Below are 18,661 nucleotides of genomic sequence, written 5' to 3'. Positions count from 1 at the left end.
TCAAGTTGGTTTTGTGAGTTAGGGAGTCTGTTTGGAATGAGGTGTTGTCTCAGAGCTCCAGCCTATAGCGGCTAATGGGATTCTTAAGCTCGCGGATGTACAGGATAAAATGTTGTATGAAAGAGTCAATTTCATAATTCCAAACCCTTGCTGGGACTGTTTTTTTTAGGCATAGAAAAAGGAGTACCTCCCCAAGTTCTCGAAGATATAGGCGACCAAACCAACACCCGAGAACGAAAAGAGGTAATCCCTATCTATTCCATTCGACAAGAAGAACTGTTTTCCTTCAAGGAATTGTTCCTGATGCGCCCGGAAGATAAATACAGCCAAATCTTTGAACACTTAGATCTCGCCAAGGTTCTGCACGTTCTTCGGAAAAAGAACAACCGGGGCCGGCCCGAACAACTGAATGTACCTGCCATGATCTATTCCTTGCTCATCGCTAAAATGGAGAACATCGAGTTTGTTTCTTCCCTGGTCTGGCGTCTTACCCATAGCGAAGAGTTTCGGGCGCAGTGCCGATTTACCGGCTCCGATAATATCCCGAGCGAATCTTCGTATTCCCGTTTGATTCATGCGCTGGAGCACACGGGGATGCTTGAAAAACTGCAGGATACCTTGGTGACCTCTGCCCTAGAAGAAGGCTTTGTAACCGGCACACATATTGCCGTGGATTCCTCCATGGTCGAGGCTTGGGATTGCCAATTTAGCGAATCGGCCGCCAAGCGCCGTGCGGCTCGCCGAGGGCAAAAGCCAAATGAGGCTCCAGGAGCCCAGCAACTTCAGTTCAAACTTCCCGAGCCTGAGCCTGAGGCGGCTGTGAACGAACCACCGAAGAAACCCGTCTACGACAAGCGTGGACGTCCAACGAATGCGGCAAGGGAACGCCGGCGTCAGGAACAGGAAGCATATGACCAAAGTCTCGGACCGTTTCAGAAAACCATTGAAGCGATGTTACCTTACACGTATGACGAACTGCTGGCCGCGCTGCCCCGGCATGCCGCGCGTTGTGACAAGAAAAATACGAAGGGTCGAATGACGAGCTACTACGGTTTCAAGGCGAATCTGCTCGTCGATACGGACTGCCAGTATATCTTGAGCGGCCTCTTTAGTTCGGCGAATCCGAATGACCAGCGCATGGCCGTTATTCTTCTCAAAGGCCTGCCCCTGAAGTTTCCCACACTGAAGGTAAAGCATATCTTGGGCGACAAAGGGTACGACTGCGCGTCTATCTACCAGTTGATTCATTCGTTAGGTGCCTATCCGGCGATTCCCATGATTCACCGCAAAGATCCGCCCGAGGGAATGAACGTGGACTACACGCCGGTATGCTCCCAAGGACATGCCTACCGCTACGACAGTTTTGATGCCAAGTACGAAACGCTGAAGTATACCCAGCCGAGCGAGTGCAAAGGCTGCCCACTACTGGGTTCCGGATGCCAAAAGGTGTTTAAAATCCGCATCCAAACGGATTTGCGTAAGCATACCTATCCCGCAAGAGGGAGCGAAAGCTTTACAGAGCTGTACAAAAAGCGTACGGCAGTGGAACGTGTTTTTGCCTATCTCAAAGAGTATTTTGGCATGAAACGCACACGTCACCGCGGCGTACGGGCAAGTGTCGATTTCCAGCTCAGTACACTAGCTTACAATCTTAGTAAGTTTGCATTGGACAAGTTGAACAAACAGTTGAGCAAATCCCAGCAAGTAGCCTAATTTTCTAAAAAATGACCTCCGAAATACAACAATTATTACAATAATCGGCTTGGTGGAGGAGAATTGCTGCATTTCGGTTCGGCCCCTTAATTATGGAGTCATTCTCTTGAAATCTCTGGTTCTTGCAGTTTCTTAAAGTGAGATGTTTACCTCTGCCACTTGGCCTGCTCTCCATGCCGCATGGTATTGGTTAGGACTCAATCGGTTTAAACTGCCGTGAAAGCGGCGTTCGTTGTAAAATTCAATGTACTCCGTGACAGTCTCGTAGGCTTCTTCAAAGGTTTCAAAGTACATTTTGCTGTAGAGATCTCGTTCTAAAATGCTGTGGAAGGACTCAATATATGCATTCATATTCGGCGTTTTAGGCGGAATCCGTTCATGAATCAAAGGTTCATCCGGGTCCATACACATCTCTGCAAAAGCATGACTGAGAAATTGAGGACCATTGTCTGAGCGAAGAATAGGCCTAGCCCCTCCAGGCTGTATACGGGCCTTCAACGCCTGCTTAATGGTCGTGCAGATCTCCTTTGCACTGCAACTTGCACCCAAGTGGTAGCCGACAATACAGCGGTCAAACACATCAATCATGTCAAAGATAAAAAAGAAGCGGTCGTAGCCATGAATGTATCCGTACTTAATATCTATTTGCCAAAGTTGGTTGGCTCCGGTAACCACGCGGTTTTGGGCAAGCCGTCTTGGATATCTCACTTTCTTGTCAGGTTTCTTTTGGAGCAGCCCTAGCTTTTTACAAAGCCGGTAGGCCTTCTTGTGGTTCAGAATTAAGTCATGCTGGATGTAGAGGGCATGCGCTAAGTTACGGTAACCGTAGCCGTGTTCCTCGCCTGCAACGAGTTCGCTAAGCCATTCTTCGATCTGCTCGTCGCTGACCTTCTGGCCGTCTTTCGTCAACGAATACGCTGGGATCGGTCTTCCGGCTGTCCCTAAGCTTACCGTAGATTTGGTGTTCTCCTTTTGACGCTGTTTGCGGGCATAGTAGGTCGATTCCAGCACACCCACCAGCCGAAGTACCACCGATACCGCATAGCCCCGCTTAATGCTTTCATCGGCTATTTCAAGTCTGTCTTGTAAGCGGGGTTGGTCTTTTTTAGCAGTTCACGCAGGAGTTCGATCTCCAAATCCTTTTCGCCCAGCAGTTTAATCGCAGTGTCCATTTTGGTCTCTAACTCTTGGACACGTTTGGCATCTTCAATACGTTCGTTAACTGAAGGTGTCGCTTGCTCACCAAATCGTTCTTTGTAGAACTTCACCCAGTTCGTAATCGTGCTGGGAGAAACTGAATATTTACGGGCGAGGAAAGAGAGCTTCGTCCCATTAATCGCTTCCTGGGCAACTTTAATCCGTTGTTCATCGTACAACTTGTTACTTTTCATGTCCTCATCCCCTTCTCTATTAGTGTACCTTATGCATCTTTAGGACTCCAATTCGATTAGGGGGCTTAAGAGATTTTGTGCAACAATTTCCAATTTCGGCCCTTTTAAGGAGGGAAATGTTGTATTGAGTGCAGGATTTAGAGTAATAGTGGCCTTACTTCGCTCCATTCGCTCCATCTGCTCCAAACGCACTATGAGGATGCGCGCGGACCAGGCAGGATTACTATATAGACATTAAGAAGTTTATCGACCTGAAGAATTTCACCGACCTGTTCGCCCACGGATTTGCGCAGATGAACCAGCTCATAGATTCGTGTAATGAACCTGCTCGTGGACAGCTTATAGTCTTGTTAACGTTCTATTCACAATACTCTGTTAGTCTCTATAAGTGTCAGGCGGATGATCATCCGGACTACAATATATAAGATGATGCGGAGGATAATATGGAAAAAACTATGAATAAAAGGCTGGCCGCTGGTCTGACAATATTAGCTGTAATCGGGTTAAGCATGAGCCTCATATTTCCCGGGAAACATGTCAAGGCCGGGACGGCTCAAACCAAGCCAGTGGTACCTCAGACTGAAGCACCTGCCGCCAATCTGGAGGATATCGCGGGTCTGACTGCTTTCGTTGACGGAATCATGGAAGAGGATATGAACCGGCTGCAAATTCCGGGAGCGGTGATCTCCATCGTTAAGGACGGCAAGATCATTTTGGACAAAGGGTATGGCAGTTCCAATCTGAAACAAGCGGCTCCGGTTGACCCTGTAACCAGCATGTTCCGTATCGCTTCTACGACCAAGCTGTTCACCTGGACTGCTGTAATGCAGCTGGTGGAACAAGGTAAGATTGAGCTGGACACGGACATTAACACCTACCTGAAATCCGTGAAGATTCCCGCCACTTATCCTGAACCCGTCACCATGCGTCATTTGATGACCCATACAGCAGGGTTTGAAGAGGGGGGAGTCGGTTATCAGATCGTCACTGATCCAGCCGGATTGCCTGGGTCCATCTCGGAAACACTCCATAAACATATGCTTGCCCGGATCAGACCGCCCGGTGAGATGAGTGCCTATTCTAACTATGGTGCCACGCTTGCGGGTATGATTGTGGAGGATGTAAGCGGCATTCCATACAATGAATATATTCAAAAGTATATTTTCGATCCGCTGGACATGAAATATTCGACGGTCGTGGAGCCATTGCCGGACTCATTCATCCCGTACCAGGTGGTAGGGTATAATAGCGAGAATGGAAGCTTTATTCCAGGCACGCCTACATTCGAGGGCGGATTTCGTCCTGCCGGCTCGGGTACCGTATCTGCGGTAGACATGGCACACTTCATGATCGCCCATCTGCAGGACGGGAGATATGGAGACCGGCAGATTCTGAAGCCTGAGACTGCTGCATTCATGCATTCAACGGCATTCCAGCTCGATAAGCGCCTGCCGGGAGTAGCACTCGGATTCGCTGAGAAGCGGGTGAACGGGTTAACATTAATCTCTCATGGCGGCTCCGATCCGATGTTTAATACGGAATTGTTTCTCGCACCTGCCAAGCAACTGGGGATTTTCTTATCCTACAATGGCGGTCAAGGCAGTGAATCGGCAGCAAAACTGGTCCAGGCCTTGTTCAACCGGTATTATCCCGCTCCCGAAGTGAAGCAGCCGGAGTTCTCGGCTTCTGGGGAATCCGTGCAGAAATATGCCGGCTCCTATCAATTTACACGCCGCAACATAAGTGATATTGACAAGTTCTTTAACTTTTTTGCCCAGCTGAATGTTACGATTGCGGATAATAAGCTATCCTTGGGAAGCGGCAGTGAACAACAGCTGTACAGAGCCATCGGTCCTAACCTGTTCCAGCTTGAAGGAGGGACCGATCAAATCGGCTTCCTTACGGATGAGTCCGGCAAAGTTACACATATGCTCCTGGACATGGCTCCGGAGATGCCGCTGGAGCGTACGCCCCTTTTGGACCAGAGTAAGTTTTGGCTTATCCTCCTTGGTGTCGTGGGATTCATTTTCATCACGGCATTGCCCGGCCCCCTCTTCTTCAGACGCAGGTTCAAGGCGATGACGCCCCCAGAAAAGCGGGCCATCCGATTATCTGCGGGAACTGCCGGCTGGGCGCTGTTATCTTTTATTACTCTGTTTATGGTTATTATGTCCATGGACATTATGCAGAAGCTCAGCGGTATCAGTCCTTTGCTGTCTGTCAGCCTGGTTATGCCAATCATTATGGCGGGCTTGACCTTAGCAATGTTAATCTCGGCTATATTGGTTTGGATAAATAAGTATTGGACCGCCTTTAAACGGGTGCATTACACGTTAGTGACGCTTTCGGCTGTCGTACTGATGATCTTCTTCTACTATTGGAATCTGCTCGGCTGGCAGTTTGGATAACGCTTAAGAGAGAAGGATGATCGTGGCTACTATACTTATCGCGGATGATGATGATAATATCCGGAAGCTGATGTCTCTATATCTGCGCAAAGAAGGGTTCGACCTCGAAGAAGCCGGGGACGGCACCAAGGCCTTGTCCATCATAGAGGATTCACAGATCGATCTTGTCATTCTGGATATTATGATGCCGGGACTGAATGGCTGGGAGCTGTGCAGGGAAATCAGGCGTTCGGATGCCAACCTCCCCCTCCTCATGGTGACGGCCAAAGCGGAATCTGCCCACAAAATCAAAGGGTTTCAGCTCGGAACGGATGATTACCTGACCAAGCCGTTTGATCCGGTGGAACTGGTGATGCGGGTAAAAGCGCTGCTCAAACGCTCACTGGTAGTTACTTCACAGTCCGTGCAGCTCGGCAATGTGGTGCTTAACCGCCGGACCTTTCAGGTTACACGCAGTGGGGCACCGGTCACGCTTCCCTTGAAGGAATTTGATCTTCTGTTTCTGCTGATCAGTCACCCCGGGCAGATCTTCACCAGAGAACAACTGATTCAGCAAATCTGGGGACTCCATTATGAAGGGGACGGGCGGACTGTAGATGTGCATATCAGCCGGCTGAGGGAGAAGTTCAGCGGCAATGGCGAGGGTTTTCAAATCGAAACCGCCCGCGGCCTGGGATACCGGCTGATCCCTGAGCCATGATCAAGACACTGTATGTTCGGGTCATTCTTACGTTTCTCAGTATCATCATCTTCAGCCTGATCTGTTCCTTTTTCATTGGCTTGTATGTTTTTCAGCAGCAAATAAGCTATAAGGGACAGAGCGAAATGCTCGCAGTGGGCCAGGAGATCATTCACCGCTATGATGACGCCAAGCCTAAAGATACCAATGAGTTCCTGAATAGTATGGTTAAGATATCGGCACATCCCATTAACCTGTACGATCCATCCGGAGAACATACTTTTTACGGGCTCTCGGATAGTCCGGCTGTGACCATCACCCCCGGGGTTGTCCGGCAAGTGCTGCAGGGAAAGATTTATCGTTCCTCGACGGAAGATAAGGATACGTTCATCGGGATGCCCTTTATGCTCAAGGGGGAGTGGTATGCAATGTTCTTGCAGTACTCTGCCGAGAATGAGGATATCGTCAACCGGATGGTACTCTTTGTGCTGCTGCTAGTGCTTGTGCTGGGAAGTGTATGTATTGTTGTGGCTGCCAGATATCTGGTGGAGCCGATCAAGGCATTGACGGATGCAACCAAAAGACTGGCCAAAGGTGACTTCGAGGTGGATCTTAAAAGGAACCGTGTGGACGAGATCGGGGAGTTGACGCAAAGCTATGTAGAGATGGCCGGAGAATTGAAGCAGCTGGAGTTGATGAGGCAGGATTTCGTATCGAATGTCTCTCATGAAATCCAGACACCGCTCACATCTATTTCCGGCTTTGCCAAGGCGCTGCAGAATAATGATTTGATTGCGGAGGAGGAGCGCAAGGACTATCTGGATATCATCATTGCGGAGAGTGGACGTCTGTCGAGACTAAGTGATAATTTGCTGAAGCTCGCTTCCCTGGATTCCGGACATCATCCCTTCCAAGCAGGCTTCTTCCGGCTTGACGAGCAGATTAGAACTATTGTTGTGACCTGTGAGCCGCAATGGTCTGCCCGAAGCATCGTTATCGATCTGGAACTGCCCGAAGCCGTCAATATCATTGGTGATGAAGACCAACTGAAGCAAGTATGGATGAATCTGCTCAGCAACAGCATCAAGTTCACGCCTGAAGGCGGGAAGATCCGTATCCGTGTAGACAGCAGTGCAGCAGAAGTATCCGTCACCATCAGCGATAACGGCATCGGGATTTCTCCGGAAGAGGTTGGCGCCATATTCCAAAGATTCTATAAAGCAGACAAGTCGCGCAGGGGAAATAACAACGGGAACGGTCTGGGGCTTGCGATTGTCCAAAAAATCGTTTCCCTGCATCAGGGGAGCATTGAGGTGGACGTTACGGCTGAAGAGGGAACCACGATGATCGTCAGGTTGCCCGTACACCATTCATGATGAAATCCTTGAATTGCCGGTCCGCTGCCCGGTCTTCCTCGGTAACCAAACCGCCCCGCTGATGGGTAATAATTACGGCTTTTTGTAAATACATGAAATACAGGCGGGTGGACTTCTGCAGAATGTCCAGCCACTTCTTTTTGTCCTCCAGAGTCACAGATTCGGTCTCAAGGCGTATTAACCCCGAATAACAGACTTCCATAGCCTTCTTGAAATCAGGCAGGTCCGCAGGATTCTTGGACAGGGTGCTGTAGTATACTCCGAAAATGGCATCATAGTAGATCAGTGACTCCTGATGATCTCTCAGCGCCAGGTATTGATTCAGAATCTTCTCCAGTGACTGTACAGGCTGTGCAAAATCAAAGTCAAACAGCAGCTGTCCAAACATCTGCTCCAGGTTCAGGACATAGATTTGAGCGGCTAATTCTTCCTTGTCCTTATAATGATGATACAAAGTGCGCCGGGAGACGCCGGCTTGCTCCGCTATTTGAGCCATACCCGTGCGCTCAATACCTTGAGCACAGAACAAGCCCAGCGCTGTATCCTTAATAATCTCCCTCGTCCATTGCATCTGCTTTTCACGCAAATTCAATGATTTTCTCCCCTGTCTTATGCTAATGTTCCGAAGCTTCCAGAATTATCTCTGCGCCGGCTCCGGCATCGTGAGGAACTTGCTGCCCACTGAATAGGGTTTCCGATCGTTGACCGCATCACCTAGCCACTTCAGAAGCTTCACGCCATCCTGCTCAGCGAGATAGACGTTGATGTTGTTCTGAAAGTGGATCAGAATCTCTTCATATACCGAGTAGGATTGCAATAGTACCGTACCTGCATGCATTAGATGACCGTTCGCTTTAAAAGCTGCCCCGATGATATCCGCTTCGGGGGCATACCCGAAGTTCTTAACGAAATCTGCGTGCCATTCGTGATCGTGATTTTCCTCATTCTTCTCATGTCATCTCTCCCTTACTTGGAGTATGCGACAAGAATACTCATTGCACAAGGTGTATACTTATATGCGAAAGAAAGATCAATTGTATTCGTTAAAGATACCTATACCCCTTGGTTTCGCAGAAATGAAGTGAACTACGTTCCAAGGGTGAAAATATCAACCGCTACTTTTTAGGGTGGAGTCGATATTATTAAGTATCTTATCTGATATAATATGAGACTGAAGAGACGGTGCTAACTTATAGCGAATATCAGCATAACATGCTGCAAATATACGGAGGGATATTTATTGTTGGTCCATACTAAACTTCATATCCCCCATGTCCGTAAATCTCTGGTAGCCCGGCCGAGGCTGCTTCATAAGCTGAATGAAGGAAGGGAGGCTAAGTTAACACTGATTTCCGCTCAGGCTGGATATGGCAAAACTACGGCATTAAGTGAATGGGTGAAACAATGCCTCAGCGTTGTGGCCTGGGTTTCGCTGGACGCACAGGATAATGATTGGATCCAGTTCTGGAGTTACTTCACCGCTTCTATTCAGGAGAGAGAGCCCGGATTCGGCTTAGCGGTGCAATCCCTGCTGGATAGCGGTCCTTCACAATCTTCAGAGCCTGCGATTATGGAATTGTTGAATGCATTGAATGCTTTTCCGAACGAATTGGTAGTTATACTCGATGATTATCATGTCATAGAACTTCCCGCTATTCATCAATCCATCACCTATCTGCTAGAGCATTTACCTCCACATATTCACCTCTATATTGCAAGTCGTACGGATCTGTCCATACCTACTGCCAGGCTGCTGGCCAAAGGTGAATTCCATCAGATTAAAATGCAGGATTTGCGTTTTCATTTGGACGAAGGACTTGTTTTTTTTCGCGAAACAACGGATTTAGGCTTAACTCCAGACCAAGTGGAGATGCTGTTCCGGCAGACGGAAGGCTGGATCAGCGGCTTGCAGCTGGCAGCCCTTTCTTTGAAGCAAAGTGACAATATTTCGGCTACCCTTCAGCAGTTCAGCGGCCATCAGCATGATATTTCCGATTATTTGCTGCAAGAGGTATTTCACCATCAGCCGGAGCAGATACGTGCTTTTTTATTGGAAACCTCCATCCTGAACCGCATGAACGCTTCCTTATGCCAGGCAGTAACCGGTCAGGCGAATGCTCAAGCACAATTGGAGAGACTGGAGCAAATGAATTTATTCATTGTCCCCTTGGATGATCATCGGACATGGTACAGGTATCATCACCTGCTCTCGGATTTCTTACAGCAGCTATTGTTCAGAACAGACACAGATCAATGGATGCAGGTGCATGTTCGCGCGGCAGAGTGGCTGGAGTCACAAGGCTTTGACGAAGAAGCGGTGGAACATTATTTAGAAGGGAAATATTATCCGGATGCTGTCCGGTTAATTGAGAAAAATCTACATACGTTAGTCCAGACGAAAAGTGTTGTATTGATCCGATGGGTCTCTGTTTTACCGGAAAACTCCTTTGCTGAGAAGCCAATGGTTGAATTATTTTATATTTCTGTCTTATTGGGCGTTGGGGAATGGACCGAAGCTTTTCACAGAGTGAAACAGGCAACCATCCGGTTTCAAGCACTGGAGGGCAAAGTATCGGATGCGGAATGGAAGCAGGCCATGGGCAATATCTACTTTTTCCATGCGATCACCTCCTATCTGCACAAAGATTTGGAACGAACGTCAGACTACTTCGGGCTGGTTGAGCAGTATATGCCGGAAGGCAGTTTCTTTCAGACGGTGGGACGCAACAGATACCAGGGCTTTGATTCATTTGACGATCTATTGACCCATATCAATGATCTTCATGCAGCGGATGCATTCCTGCCCAAATGGATCAGCGTGTGGCAGAACAAGCAGGAATACCCTTTTCTCGGATTCTTATGCGCTTCCTACAGCAAGCTGTTATACGAGTGGAACCGGCTCGAAGAGGCGGAGAGGTATGCTGCGATGGTGCTCGGACGCCAGGATATGCAGCCCTTTGCGCGGATAATGATCCAAATATCCATGAATGCTTCACGGATCCAGCAAGCAAAAGGCAATCCGATCCGGGCCAGAGCGCTGCTGAACGAGTTGAAAATGCAAATTGCCTCTCCGGATTACGAATTGTTTATGTACAGAATTGAAGCAGAACAGGCTTGTCTGTCCCTGGAGCAAGGCTTACTTCAAGAGGCTTTAGACTGGCTGCAAAGCTGCGGTCTTGCGCATACGGATGAGGTTTCGTTGAATCGGGTGACAGAATATCTTGCTTTTGCCAGAGTACTTATTGCTTGTGAGCGGATGGATGAAGCACTGTACTTGCTGGAACAGTTAAATCGCATGTTGGGGAGGGAAGACCGTCTGCGTGATCGTATTCAGGTCATCATTCTGCAAAGTCTGACGCTTCAGCGCTCTGGTCAAATGGAGGCGGCGCTGATTCAGGTAGAGGCAGCCCTGCAAAAGGCAGAGCCGGGGGGGTATATTCGCAGCTTTATAGATGAAGGCCCTGTGATGGCAGAGCTTCTGGCGGCTTATGGGAAGAGACTTCAAGATAATCACTTGGGGGATAAGCTGCTTGTTACTTCTGGTTATGTGCAGCAACTGCTTCAGGCTATGCAGGTCAAGAGCCAAGACAGCTTACCAGCCGAACAGCCCCGTAAAGAACTACTGACCGATCAGGAAACGAAGGTCCTAGTATTGATTGCGGCTGGTTTGGCGAACAAGGAAATTGCATCAGATCTAAACATCACTGGCGAAACTGTAAAGTTTCATATCCGGAATGTGTATAGAAAGCTTGAAGCGAACAATCGGATACATGCCTTGCAGCGTGCCAAAGAGTTAAAGATATTCGTTGAATAATTATTAGGCCTACCTCCCCAAATGGGGAGTTATTTTTTTGCACGGAAAGGCTTATAGTGGGATGAATACAATGAGAAATGACACAAAGAAGCTAGGAGATCGGAAATATTTGTGAGAGATATATGAAGTGGAGAAGTTTTGGAGGAGGGAATGCGTATGAATAAGGCGTATAAAAAAGGATTGTCGGTTTTTCTGGTGCTACTAATGGTAATAGGAGGAATATCGGGGGTTATTGCACCTGGAGGTGGGACGGCTCATGCTGCGGGAGGCTTCGCTGGAGGAACGGGTACAGCAAGTGATCCTTATCAGATTGCAACGGCCGATCAACTGAGTGAGGTTAGGAACTATTTGGATCCAGGTCTTTATTTTAATTTAATAGCTGATATTGATTTGAGTAGTTATGATAATTGGATGCCGATAGGAGTGAGGATCTATAGTGCCAATAGCTCCAGCAGTTCTCCGTTTAGTGGGAACATGGACGGCAATGGATTTAAAATCACAAATCTGAAAATTGATCAACCTTTTATTGTTTTTGAGGTCGGATTGTTTGGAAGGTCTACAGGGAATATTACCAATATGATTCTGGAAGATATTGAGGTGCAAGGAAGGTACTCATCGGGTGGTTTGTTATCCACTAACTACGGAACTATTAGCAACACTTACGTGACCGGAAGAATCGTGAATGGTTCAGCAGGTTTAGTTAATGAAAACTACGGAACTATTAGCAACAGCTACGCATTGGTAAGTATTACTGGAAATGGAATAAGTGGTGGCTTGGTTGGTAGTAATTACAGCAACGGAATCATCAAAAACAGTTACGCCACAGGAAGTATTGCTGGAAGATCTTTAGTGGGCGGATTGGTTGCTAGAAACGATGGAACCATTATCAATAGTTATGCCACAGGAAATGTGAGTGGGAGTAATTATTATGATATGGGGGGCTTGGTTGCTTACCTCTCCAGTGGAACCATTAGCAACAGCTTCTACGATAGTAGCACAACAGGACAGACGGATACCAGGAAAGGTACGGGTAAAACAACCGCAGAAATGCAAGATCCAACCACATTTAGTGACTGGGATTTCAGCGAAGATTGGTATATGCTTCCAGGACATTATCCTGAGTTATGGGCGTTTATAGCTTTGACACCAGGAACGAATGCAGGAACGACGAAGTTAACCGGCGTGGCAAGTGGGATGGAGTATAAAGTCAACACAGGCTCGTACACGCCGATAGTCGATACAAGCGTGGACAACATTGTAGTCAGACTAGGCGATAAGATTTATTTACGGGTAAAAGGGGCTGCACAACCAGCGATTGCTGAACATATCCGGAGTGTAGATGCCCAGGATATCAAGATTGTACCTATCCAATCAGCAGCAATTGATGGAGTGACTGTGCCGGTAGCTGGAGAAACTCCGGTTGCGGCTCTGGCGGACACGGCAGAGTATACGGCGGCGATAGCCTGGACTCCGGCAGACGCGAAGTTTACGGGAGCAGCGATTTATACGGCGAAGATCAGCCTCACGCCCAAGCCGGGGTACACTTTAGCCGGAGTAGCTAAAGATTTCTTCACTGTAGTCGGAGCAACCACTACGAATGCAGCGGATTCAGGAGTAGTGACCGCTGTATTCCCGGCGACGGCAGCGATACCTATCACGACGGCAGCGATTGCTGGAGTGACCGTGCCGGTCGCAGGTGAAGCGCCGACAGCATCGATAGCGGACACGGCAGAGTATACAGCGGCGATAGATTGGACTCCGGCAGACACGAAGTTTGCGGGAGCAGCAGTTTACACGGCGAAGATAAGCCTCATGCCCAAGCCGGGGTACACTTTAGCCGGAGTAGCTAAAGATTTCTTCACTGTAGTCGGAGCAACCACTACGAATGCAGCGGATTCAGGAGTTGTGACCGCCGTATTTCCGGCGACGGCACCGATAGCTATCACGACGGCGGCGATAGCTGGAGTGACCGCGCCGGTCGCAGGTGAAGCGCCAACAGCATCGATAGCGGACACGGCAGAGTATACGGCGGCGATAGACTGGACTCCGGCAGACGCGAAGTTTACGGGAGCAGCGATTTATACGGCGAAGATCAGCCTCACGCCCAAGCCGGGGTACACTTTAGCCGGAGTAGCTAAAGATTTCTTCACTGTAGTCGGAGCAACCACTACGAATGCAGCGGATTCAGGAGTTGTGACCGCCGTATTCCCGGCGACGGCAGCGATACCTATCACGACGGCAGCGATAGCTGGAGTGACCGCGCCGGTCGCAGGTGAAGCGCTGACAGCATCGATAGCGGACACGGCAGAGTATACAGCGGCGATAGATTGGACTCCGGCAGACACGAAGTTTGCGGGAGCAGCAGTTTACACGGCGAAGATAAGCCTCATGCCCAAGCCGGGGTACACTTTAGCCGGAGTAGCTAAAGATTTCTTCACTGTAGTCGGAGCAACCACTACGAATGCAGCGGATTCAGGAGTAGTGACCGCTGTATTCCCGGCGACGGCAGCGATACCTATCACGACGGCAGCGATTGCTGGAGTAACCGTGCCGGTCGCAGGTGCAGCGCCGACAGCATCTATAGCGGACACGGCAGAGTATACAGCGGCGATAGATTGGACTCCGGCAGACACGAAGTTTGCGGGAGCAGCAGTTTACACGGCGAAGATCAGCCTCACGCCCAAGCCAGGTTACACTTTAGCAGGAGTGGCTAAAGACTTCTTCAAGGTAGCGGGAGCTACAACGACGAATGCAGCGGATAATGGAGTAGTGACCGCTGTATTCCCGGCGACGGTAGCGATACCTATCACGACGGCAGCGATAGCTGGAGTGACTGCGCCGGTCGCAGGTGAAGCGCCGACAACATCGATAGCGGATACGGCAGAGTATACAGCGGCGATAGATTGGACTCCGGCAGACGCGAAGTTTGCGGGAGCAGCAGTTTACACGGCGAAGATCAGCCTCACGCCCAAGCCAGGTTACACTTTAGCAGGAGTGGCTAAAGACTTCTTCACTGTAGCGGGAGCTACAACGACGAATGCAGCGGATTCAGGTGTAGTGACCGCCGCATTCCCGGCGACGGCAGCGGTGCCTATCCAGACGGCAGCGATAGCTGGAGTGACTGCGCCGGTCGCAGGTGAAGCGCCGACAGCATCGATAGCGGACACGGCAGAGTATACAGCGGCGATAGATTGGACTCCGGCAGACGCAAGCTTTGGTGAAGGAACGGCGTATACCGCAACGATCACAATCACGCCCAAGCCGGGGTATACCTTAACTGGAGTACCCGCCTACTTCTTTACCGTACCGGGAGCTAGCACCACCAATACAGCAGATTCAGGAGTGGTAACCGCCGCATTCCCGGCGACGGCGATCGTGCCTGTGTCAGCTATTCCCATCAAGGCAGCAGAGATAGCGGGTGTAACTGCACCGCTAACCGGTGCCACACCGGTAACGATGGTAACGTACTCGTCAGAATATTCTGCCGCGGTTAGCTGGTCACCAGCGACGACCTTATTTGCTCCAGAAACGGCTTATACGGCGACGATCACAATCACGCCCAAGCCGGGGTATACCTTAACTGGAGTACCTGCCTACTTCTTTACCGTACCGGGAGCTAGCACCACCAATACAGCAGATTCAGGAGTGGTAACCGCCGAGTTCCCGGCGACGGCAGCGTTGCCTGTCACGGAAGTGCCTGTATCAAACGTTCCAATTACTACACCCGGGATAATGGGTGTGACCGCACCGATCATCGGGACTACGCCGGTAACGACGGCGACTTATTCGCCAGAATATATAGCCACGGTTAGCTGGTCACCAGCGATGACCGTATTTGCCCCAGGCACGGCGTATACGGCGATGATTACAATCACGGCCAAGCCAGGGTATACCTTAACGGGAGTGCCTGCGAACTTCTTCACTGTTGCTGGAGCATCAACGACGAATGCAGCGGACTCAGGCATTATAACTGCCGAATTCCCGGCTACACAGCTTGTTAGTATTGACCCTGGAAGTACTTTCATCCTCCCAACGAATATCATTGTTAGCAGTACCAACGGTACATTAACGCTTCCCGTAAACCAGGCGGGTGAAGTTAGCTTCGAGGATGCCATCAAGATTTCAATTCCCGCCGGAGCTATAAACAAAGAGTTGATATTATCCATTGAAAAGGTGCTGGATCCACAAAAGCTTTTCCCAAATAACGAGCTCCTGCTCAGTCCCGTGTACGAGGTTACCAAAAACTTCCTGGAGAACTTCATTAAACCGGTTAGGTTGAACATTGCCTTTGATCCAGCCCTTGTGACAAGCAACCAACTAGCAGCGGTATTCTATTATGATGAGGTGAAGAAAGCCTGGATTGAAGTCGCAGGCGGCAAGAGCGAAGGGAATCACATCATTGTGGAAGTGGATCACTTCGGGAAATATGCAGTGCTCAGTGTAGACGAAGTGACGGGATTGCCAGTAAGAGCGCCGGTCACGGAGAGTCCTACGGAAGTTATCCTGAGTGATGTCGCTGGACATTGGGCAGAAGCCAACATCCAGCAAGCGTTGAGCATGGGCATGGTTAAGGGTTACCTGGACGGAACGTTCCAGCCGAATCATTCAGTGACGCGTGCGGAATTCGCTGTGATGCTGATGAATGCGCTGAAGCATCAAGGAGCAGGGGCGGATCTGAAATTCGCAGATTCAGCTACAATTGGAGTGTGGGCGCAGACAGCCATCGCACAGGCGGTTCAAGCAGGCATAATTACAGGTTATGAGGACGGCGGTTTCCGTCCGAATGCAGAAATCACACGCGCCGAGATGGCGGTCATCCTCGCCAAAGCGCTGGGTGAGTCTACCGGAGTCAAGCTGACCACCAGCTTCGCTGACGATAAGAATATTCCAGGCTGGGCAAAGGCCAGCATTGATTTCGTGAAGCAAGCGGGTATCGTGCAAGGGAAGGGCAACAACGAATTTGCTCCGCAAGACTCTGCTACAAGAGCTGAGGCTGTGACGGTTCTGCTGAAGCTGCTGGCACAACGGGGAAAATGAATTAAGGATCACGTAATCTAGTAAACAACCGCCCTTTCGCAAACCTGCGAAAGGGCGGTTGTTTGTCGATCTATTCCATTTCCTCCTCAACCGTCTTCGCCGAGCTCGGTGTATTCTTGTTCTTATACACCCACATCGCGTACTCCAGCGGGCGGACCAGCGTTTTGCGGTAGGTACCGCTGACGCCGGAGCGGGCGAAGACCTCGCGGGCTGGCTTCGGGTTGACCTCCAGCTCGTAGATCTTACCCTCGCGGTCGATGCGAGGTCCAGTGCCAGCTCGCAGCGTGCGCCGAAGCTGTCTTCTTGGTATGCGCAGCGGCTACCTGGCCGGTCAATGCCGATGAATTCCCAGAAGCCCTGGCCGTTCTTCTGCACGAGCATCCGGTAGTCATGGAACCTGCTGCTGGGCAGCTGCTGCGGAATATCCGGCTGGACGAGGAACTTGCCGCTTGCGCGACCATGTTCCGCTTTTAACATCATAAACAATCTCAATCAAAGAGTTTGAGTGGCCCGTAATACAATTCGCCTTATGTTAACGAATCATTAAGTCAAACCGCAAGGCATAAGTACGCTGGCGTGAATTTTGTGAATAGGAGAGAGAAGAGCTTCTCCCACAATAGATCGAGGAAGAAGCTCTTAATTGTTTTTTTTATAGTTCTGGAGTGTCTTTGTAATGGAAAGGTTCAATATATGCATCATGGATAAATTTTGAATAGGATACAATTTAGAATTACATACTAATTGAAATCGGTATTTCTGGAGGATGATCTGATGGATCTAGCTTGGATATGGAAATCTGCTTTTCTAGTCTTAGTCGGAATGATTCTTCTGAGAATTGCCGGCAGAAAATCAATTTCGCAGATGAGTGTAGCGACGACGGTAATAATGATCTCAATCGGTACTACCATAGTTCAACCTATTGCGAATCATGAATTGTGGCAAGCGATAGGCTCTGCTTCGGTATTTATTGTGTCATTATTAATTATTGAATATTTACAATTGAAATTTAATTGGCTTGAAAAGGTGCTTAGTGGCCAATCCAAGATCGTTATTGAAAACGGACAAATCAACATTACTACTCTTCGCTCCATTCGTATGTCAGTAGACCAACTTGAAATAAGGCTCAGAGAGCAAGGGATTACGAACTTCACAGATGTCCAAACCGCTACACTTGAACCAAACGGCCAATTAGGATATGAACTAATGCGGCATGCCAAACCAGTGACCATTGGGGAATTAGAACGTTTGCTCGGCCTGAAGTCAGAAGATGCTTTGGAGCAAGGTTCGCTTTTCAAAGAGGTTAGCCAAAACAACCATGAAAAGGATATCGACCCCACACTGCAGTAAGCTGAAAATAGGATCTTTAGCTTCTTATTCGTACTTCTGCATGATTTGAACCAATTCCCTGATTTCCCCCAGCAAACTCCCGGTTATCGGCGATAGGACGGTTAACGAAGAAATAGTAAGGCGTGACTCCAGCCCACGAAAGTCGGTCCAGAAGTTCTCCGAGAATAACGGGATCATCGTTTTTACCTTTGAGAACCGGTGTCTGATTAACGACAATAGCTCCAGCGTTATGAAGAGCTTTAAAAGCTTTTTTGGCTTCAGGTGTTATTTCACGAGGATGATTAATGTGTGCCATCACATATATCCGTTTGTCTTCAGTAGAATGAGTCTGAATCAAATTCAGCAGCTCTTGATCTTCATATATGCGCTCTAAGACTTTCAATGATTGAACGAAGCTTCGAAGTCGAGAGAATCAGACTGTCTCCCCCCCCGTTAGAAGTACATTGTTAATCTCGGGGTGACTTGAAATATATACCAATCCTAGTGTGACATCAGACTGAGCCTCTTTCACATCATTACGGAACAACCGTTTACGGAAGCAATAGCGGCAGTAAGCCCCGCAAACCTCGGATACGATTAGAAGTGCTGTCGTTCTGTATTTATGCTGACAGCCTGGTACAACATAATTTGTATCCTCATCTGAAGCATCCCAGCGGCCATATTCCATTAGCTCTCCTTCACCTGGTATGACTAGTTTTCGAATAGGATCCTACGGATCGTCCCAGTTAATCAAAGAAAGATAATAGCTATTGACACGGAAAACAAATCTGTCTGTGATTTCTTTAAGTTTTTCTTTCTCCGACTCAGACAATAACTCAATTTTGTTAATATCTGTTATATACCTTACCTATTTTTATTGATTCAGTAATAAGAACCGCCCCTTCTGTATTTGTGAA

At 48.9% G+C, this 18,661-nt stretch carries 11 protein-coding genes and 3 pseudogenes; 8 read left to right on the top strand and 6 right to left on the bottom strand.

From position 1 onward, the window contains the following. Window positions 1-147 precede the first annotated feature (147 nt). The gene (locus tag MKZ24_RS27620) at window positions 148-1,713 is read left to right on the top strand and encodes a transposase (RefSeq protein ID WP_340788734.1); all 1,566 of its coding nucleotides are present in this window, start codon (window positions 148-150) and stop codon (window positions 1,711-1,713) included. A 132-nt stretch (window positions 1,714-1,845) separates the two neighbouring features. Here MKZ24_RS27620 and MKZ24_RS27615 read toward each other — a convergent pair whose 3' ends face one another. Both MKZ24_RS27615 and MKZ24_RS27610 read right to left on the bottom strand, forming a co-directional pair. After that, a complete protein-coding gene (locus MKZ24_RS27615; RefSeq protein WP_052416376.1) occupies window positions 1,846-2,745 on the bottom strand; it encodes an IS3 family transposase in 900 nt (299 codons plus the stop codon). A gap of 35 nt (window positions 2,746-2,780) precedes the next feature. Further along, window positions 2,781-3,104: a transposase gene (locus MKZ24_RS27610; RefSeq protein ID WP_042236251.1), complete on the bottom strand. Its 324-nt coding sequence runs from the start codon at window positions 3,102-3,104 to the stop codon at window positions 2,781-2,783. Window positions 3,105-3,547: 443 nt separating this feature from the next. On the opposite strand from MKZ24_RS27610, the gene MKZ24_RS27605 reads away from it, so the two are divergent. Genes MKZ24_RS27605 through MKZ24_RS27595 form a run of 3 tightly spaced genes read left to right on the top strand, consistent with a single transcriptional unit; the run spans window position 3,548 to window position 7,567 of the window. Then, window positions 3,548-5,512: a serine hydrolase domain-containing protein gene (locus tag MKZ24_RS27605; RefSeq protein WP_231637816.1), complete on the top strand. Its 1,965-nt coding sequence runs from the start codon at window positions 3,548-3,550 to the stop codon at window positions 5,510-5,512. Window positions 5,513-5,534: 22 nt separating this feature from the next. Next, entirely contained in the window at window positions 5,535-6,212 is a 678-nt protein-coding gene (locus MKZ24_RS27600) for a response regulator transcription factor (protein ID WP_042242054.1), read from the top strand. Continuing rightward, window positions 6,209-7,567: a HAMP domain-containing sensor histidine kinase gene (locus MKZ24_RS27595; protein ID WP_042234584.1), complete on the top strand. Its 1,359-nt coding sequence runs from the start codon at window positions 6,209-6,211 to the stop codon at window positions 7,565-7,567. The genes MKZ24_RS27600 and MKZ24_RS27595 overlap by 4 nt, the downstream gene beginning before the upstream one ends. Here the strand turns inward: MKZ24_RS27595 and MKZ24_RS27590 are convergent. Together MKZ24_RS27590 and MKZ24_RS27585 are read right to left on the bottom strand one after the other, a co-directional pair. Continuing rightward, window positions 7,542-8,159: a TetR/AcrR family transcriptional regulator gene (locus MKZ24_RS27590; protein ID WP_052416190.1), complete on the bottom strand. Its 618-nt coding sequence runs from the start codon at window positions 8,157-8,159 to the stop codon at window positions 7,542-7,544. The genes MKZ24_RS27595 and MKZ24_RS27590 overlap by 26 nt on opposite strands. Before the next feature lie 45 nt (window positions 8,160-8,204). Continuing rightward, window positions 8,205-8,384, bottom strand: coding sequence for a hypothetical protein (locus MKZ24_RS27585; protein WP_197073063.1), 180 nt, complete (start codon window positions 8,382-8,384; stop codon window positions 8,205-8,207). 702 nt (window positions 8,385-9,086) lie between these two features. On the opposite strand from MKZ24_RS27585, the gene MKZ24_RS27580 reads away from it, so the two are divergent. The 3 genes and pseudogenes from MKZ24_RS27580 (at window position 9,087) to MKZ24_RS27575 (ending at window position 16,418) form a co-directional block, all read left to right on the top strand. Continuing rightward, window positions 9,087-11,381 carry a LuxR C-terminal-related transcriptional regulator gene (locus MKZ24_RS27580; protein ID WP_340788727.1) on the top strand — a complete coding sequence of 765 codons (2,295 nt, stop codon included), beginning with the start codon at window positions 9,087-9,089 and terminating at the stop codon, window positions 11,379-11,381. A gap of 150 nt (window positions 11,382-11,531) precedes the next feature. Then, window positions 11,532-12,284: pseudogene (locus MKZ24_RS33175) on the top strand (GLUG motif-containing protein); the annotation flags it as partial. Between the two features lie 30 nt (window positions 12,285-12,314). Continuing rightward, window positions 12,315-16,418 (top strand): S-layer homology domain-containing protein, encoded by a 4,104-nt coding sequence (locus tag MKZ24_RS27575; protein ID WP_340788725.1) that lies wholly within the window; start codon window positions 12,315-12,317, stop codon window positions 16,416-16,418. Window positions 16,419-16,488: 70 nt separating this feature from the next. Here MKZ24_RS27575 and MKZ24_RS27570 read toward each other — a convergent pair. Continuing rightward, window positions 16,489-16,862 (bottom strand): annotated as a pseudogene (locus MKZ24_RS27570) (YheC/YheD family protein); the annotation flags it as partial. A 327-nt stretch (window positions 16,863-17,189) separates the two neighbouring features. Here MKZ24_RS27570 and MKZ24_RS27565 point away from each other — a divergent pair. Further along, window positions 17,190-17,765, top strand: coding sequence for a DUF421 domain-containing protein (locus MKZ24_RS27565; protein WP_042234592.1), 576 nt, complete (start codon window positions 17,190-17,192; stop codon window positions 17,763-17,765). A 73-nt stretch (window positions 17,766-17,838) separates the two neighbouring features. Here MKZ24_RS27565 and MKZ24_RS27560 read toward each other — a convergent pair. Next, window positions 17,839-18,603 (bottom strand): annotated as a pseudogene (locus MKZ24_RS27560) (KamA family radical SAM protein); the annotation flags it as partial. Window positions 18,604-18,661 lie beyond the last annotated feature (58 nt).

This window comes from Paenibacillus sp. FSL R7-0297, assembly GCF_038009025.1.
Taxonomy (GTDB): domain Bacteria; phylum Bacillota; class Bacilli; order Paenibacillales; family Paenibacillaceae; genus Paenibacillus_AQ.
Note: the sequence above shows the minus strand (reverse complement) of the source record. Positions and strands in the feature narration are given on the sequence as shown.

What these genes read in the sequence shown, in the direction of transcription:
- MKZ24_RS27565 (WP_042234592.1), top strand. Translation starts at nt 17,190, where the DNA reads ATGGATCTAGCTTGGATATGGAAATCTGCTTTTCTAGTCTTAGTCGGA.
- MKZ24_RS27575 (WP_340788725.1), top strand. Translation starts at nt 12,315, where the DNA reads ATGGGGGGCTTGGTTGCTTACCTCTCCAGTGGAACCATTAGCAACAGC.
- MKZ24_RS27605 (WP_231637816.1), top strand. Translation starts at nt 3,548, where the DNA reads ATGGAAAAAACTATGAATAAAAGGCTGGCCGCTGGTCTGACAATATTA.
- MKZ24_RS27595 (WP_042234584.1), top strand. Translation starts at nt 6,209, where the DNA reads ATGATCAAGACACTGTATGTTCGGGTCATTCTTACGTTTCTCAGTATC.
- MKZ24_RS27610 (WP_042236251.1), bottom strand. Translation starts at nt 3,104, where the DNA reads ATGAAAAGTAACAAGTTGTACGATGAACAACGGATTAAAGTTGCCCAG.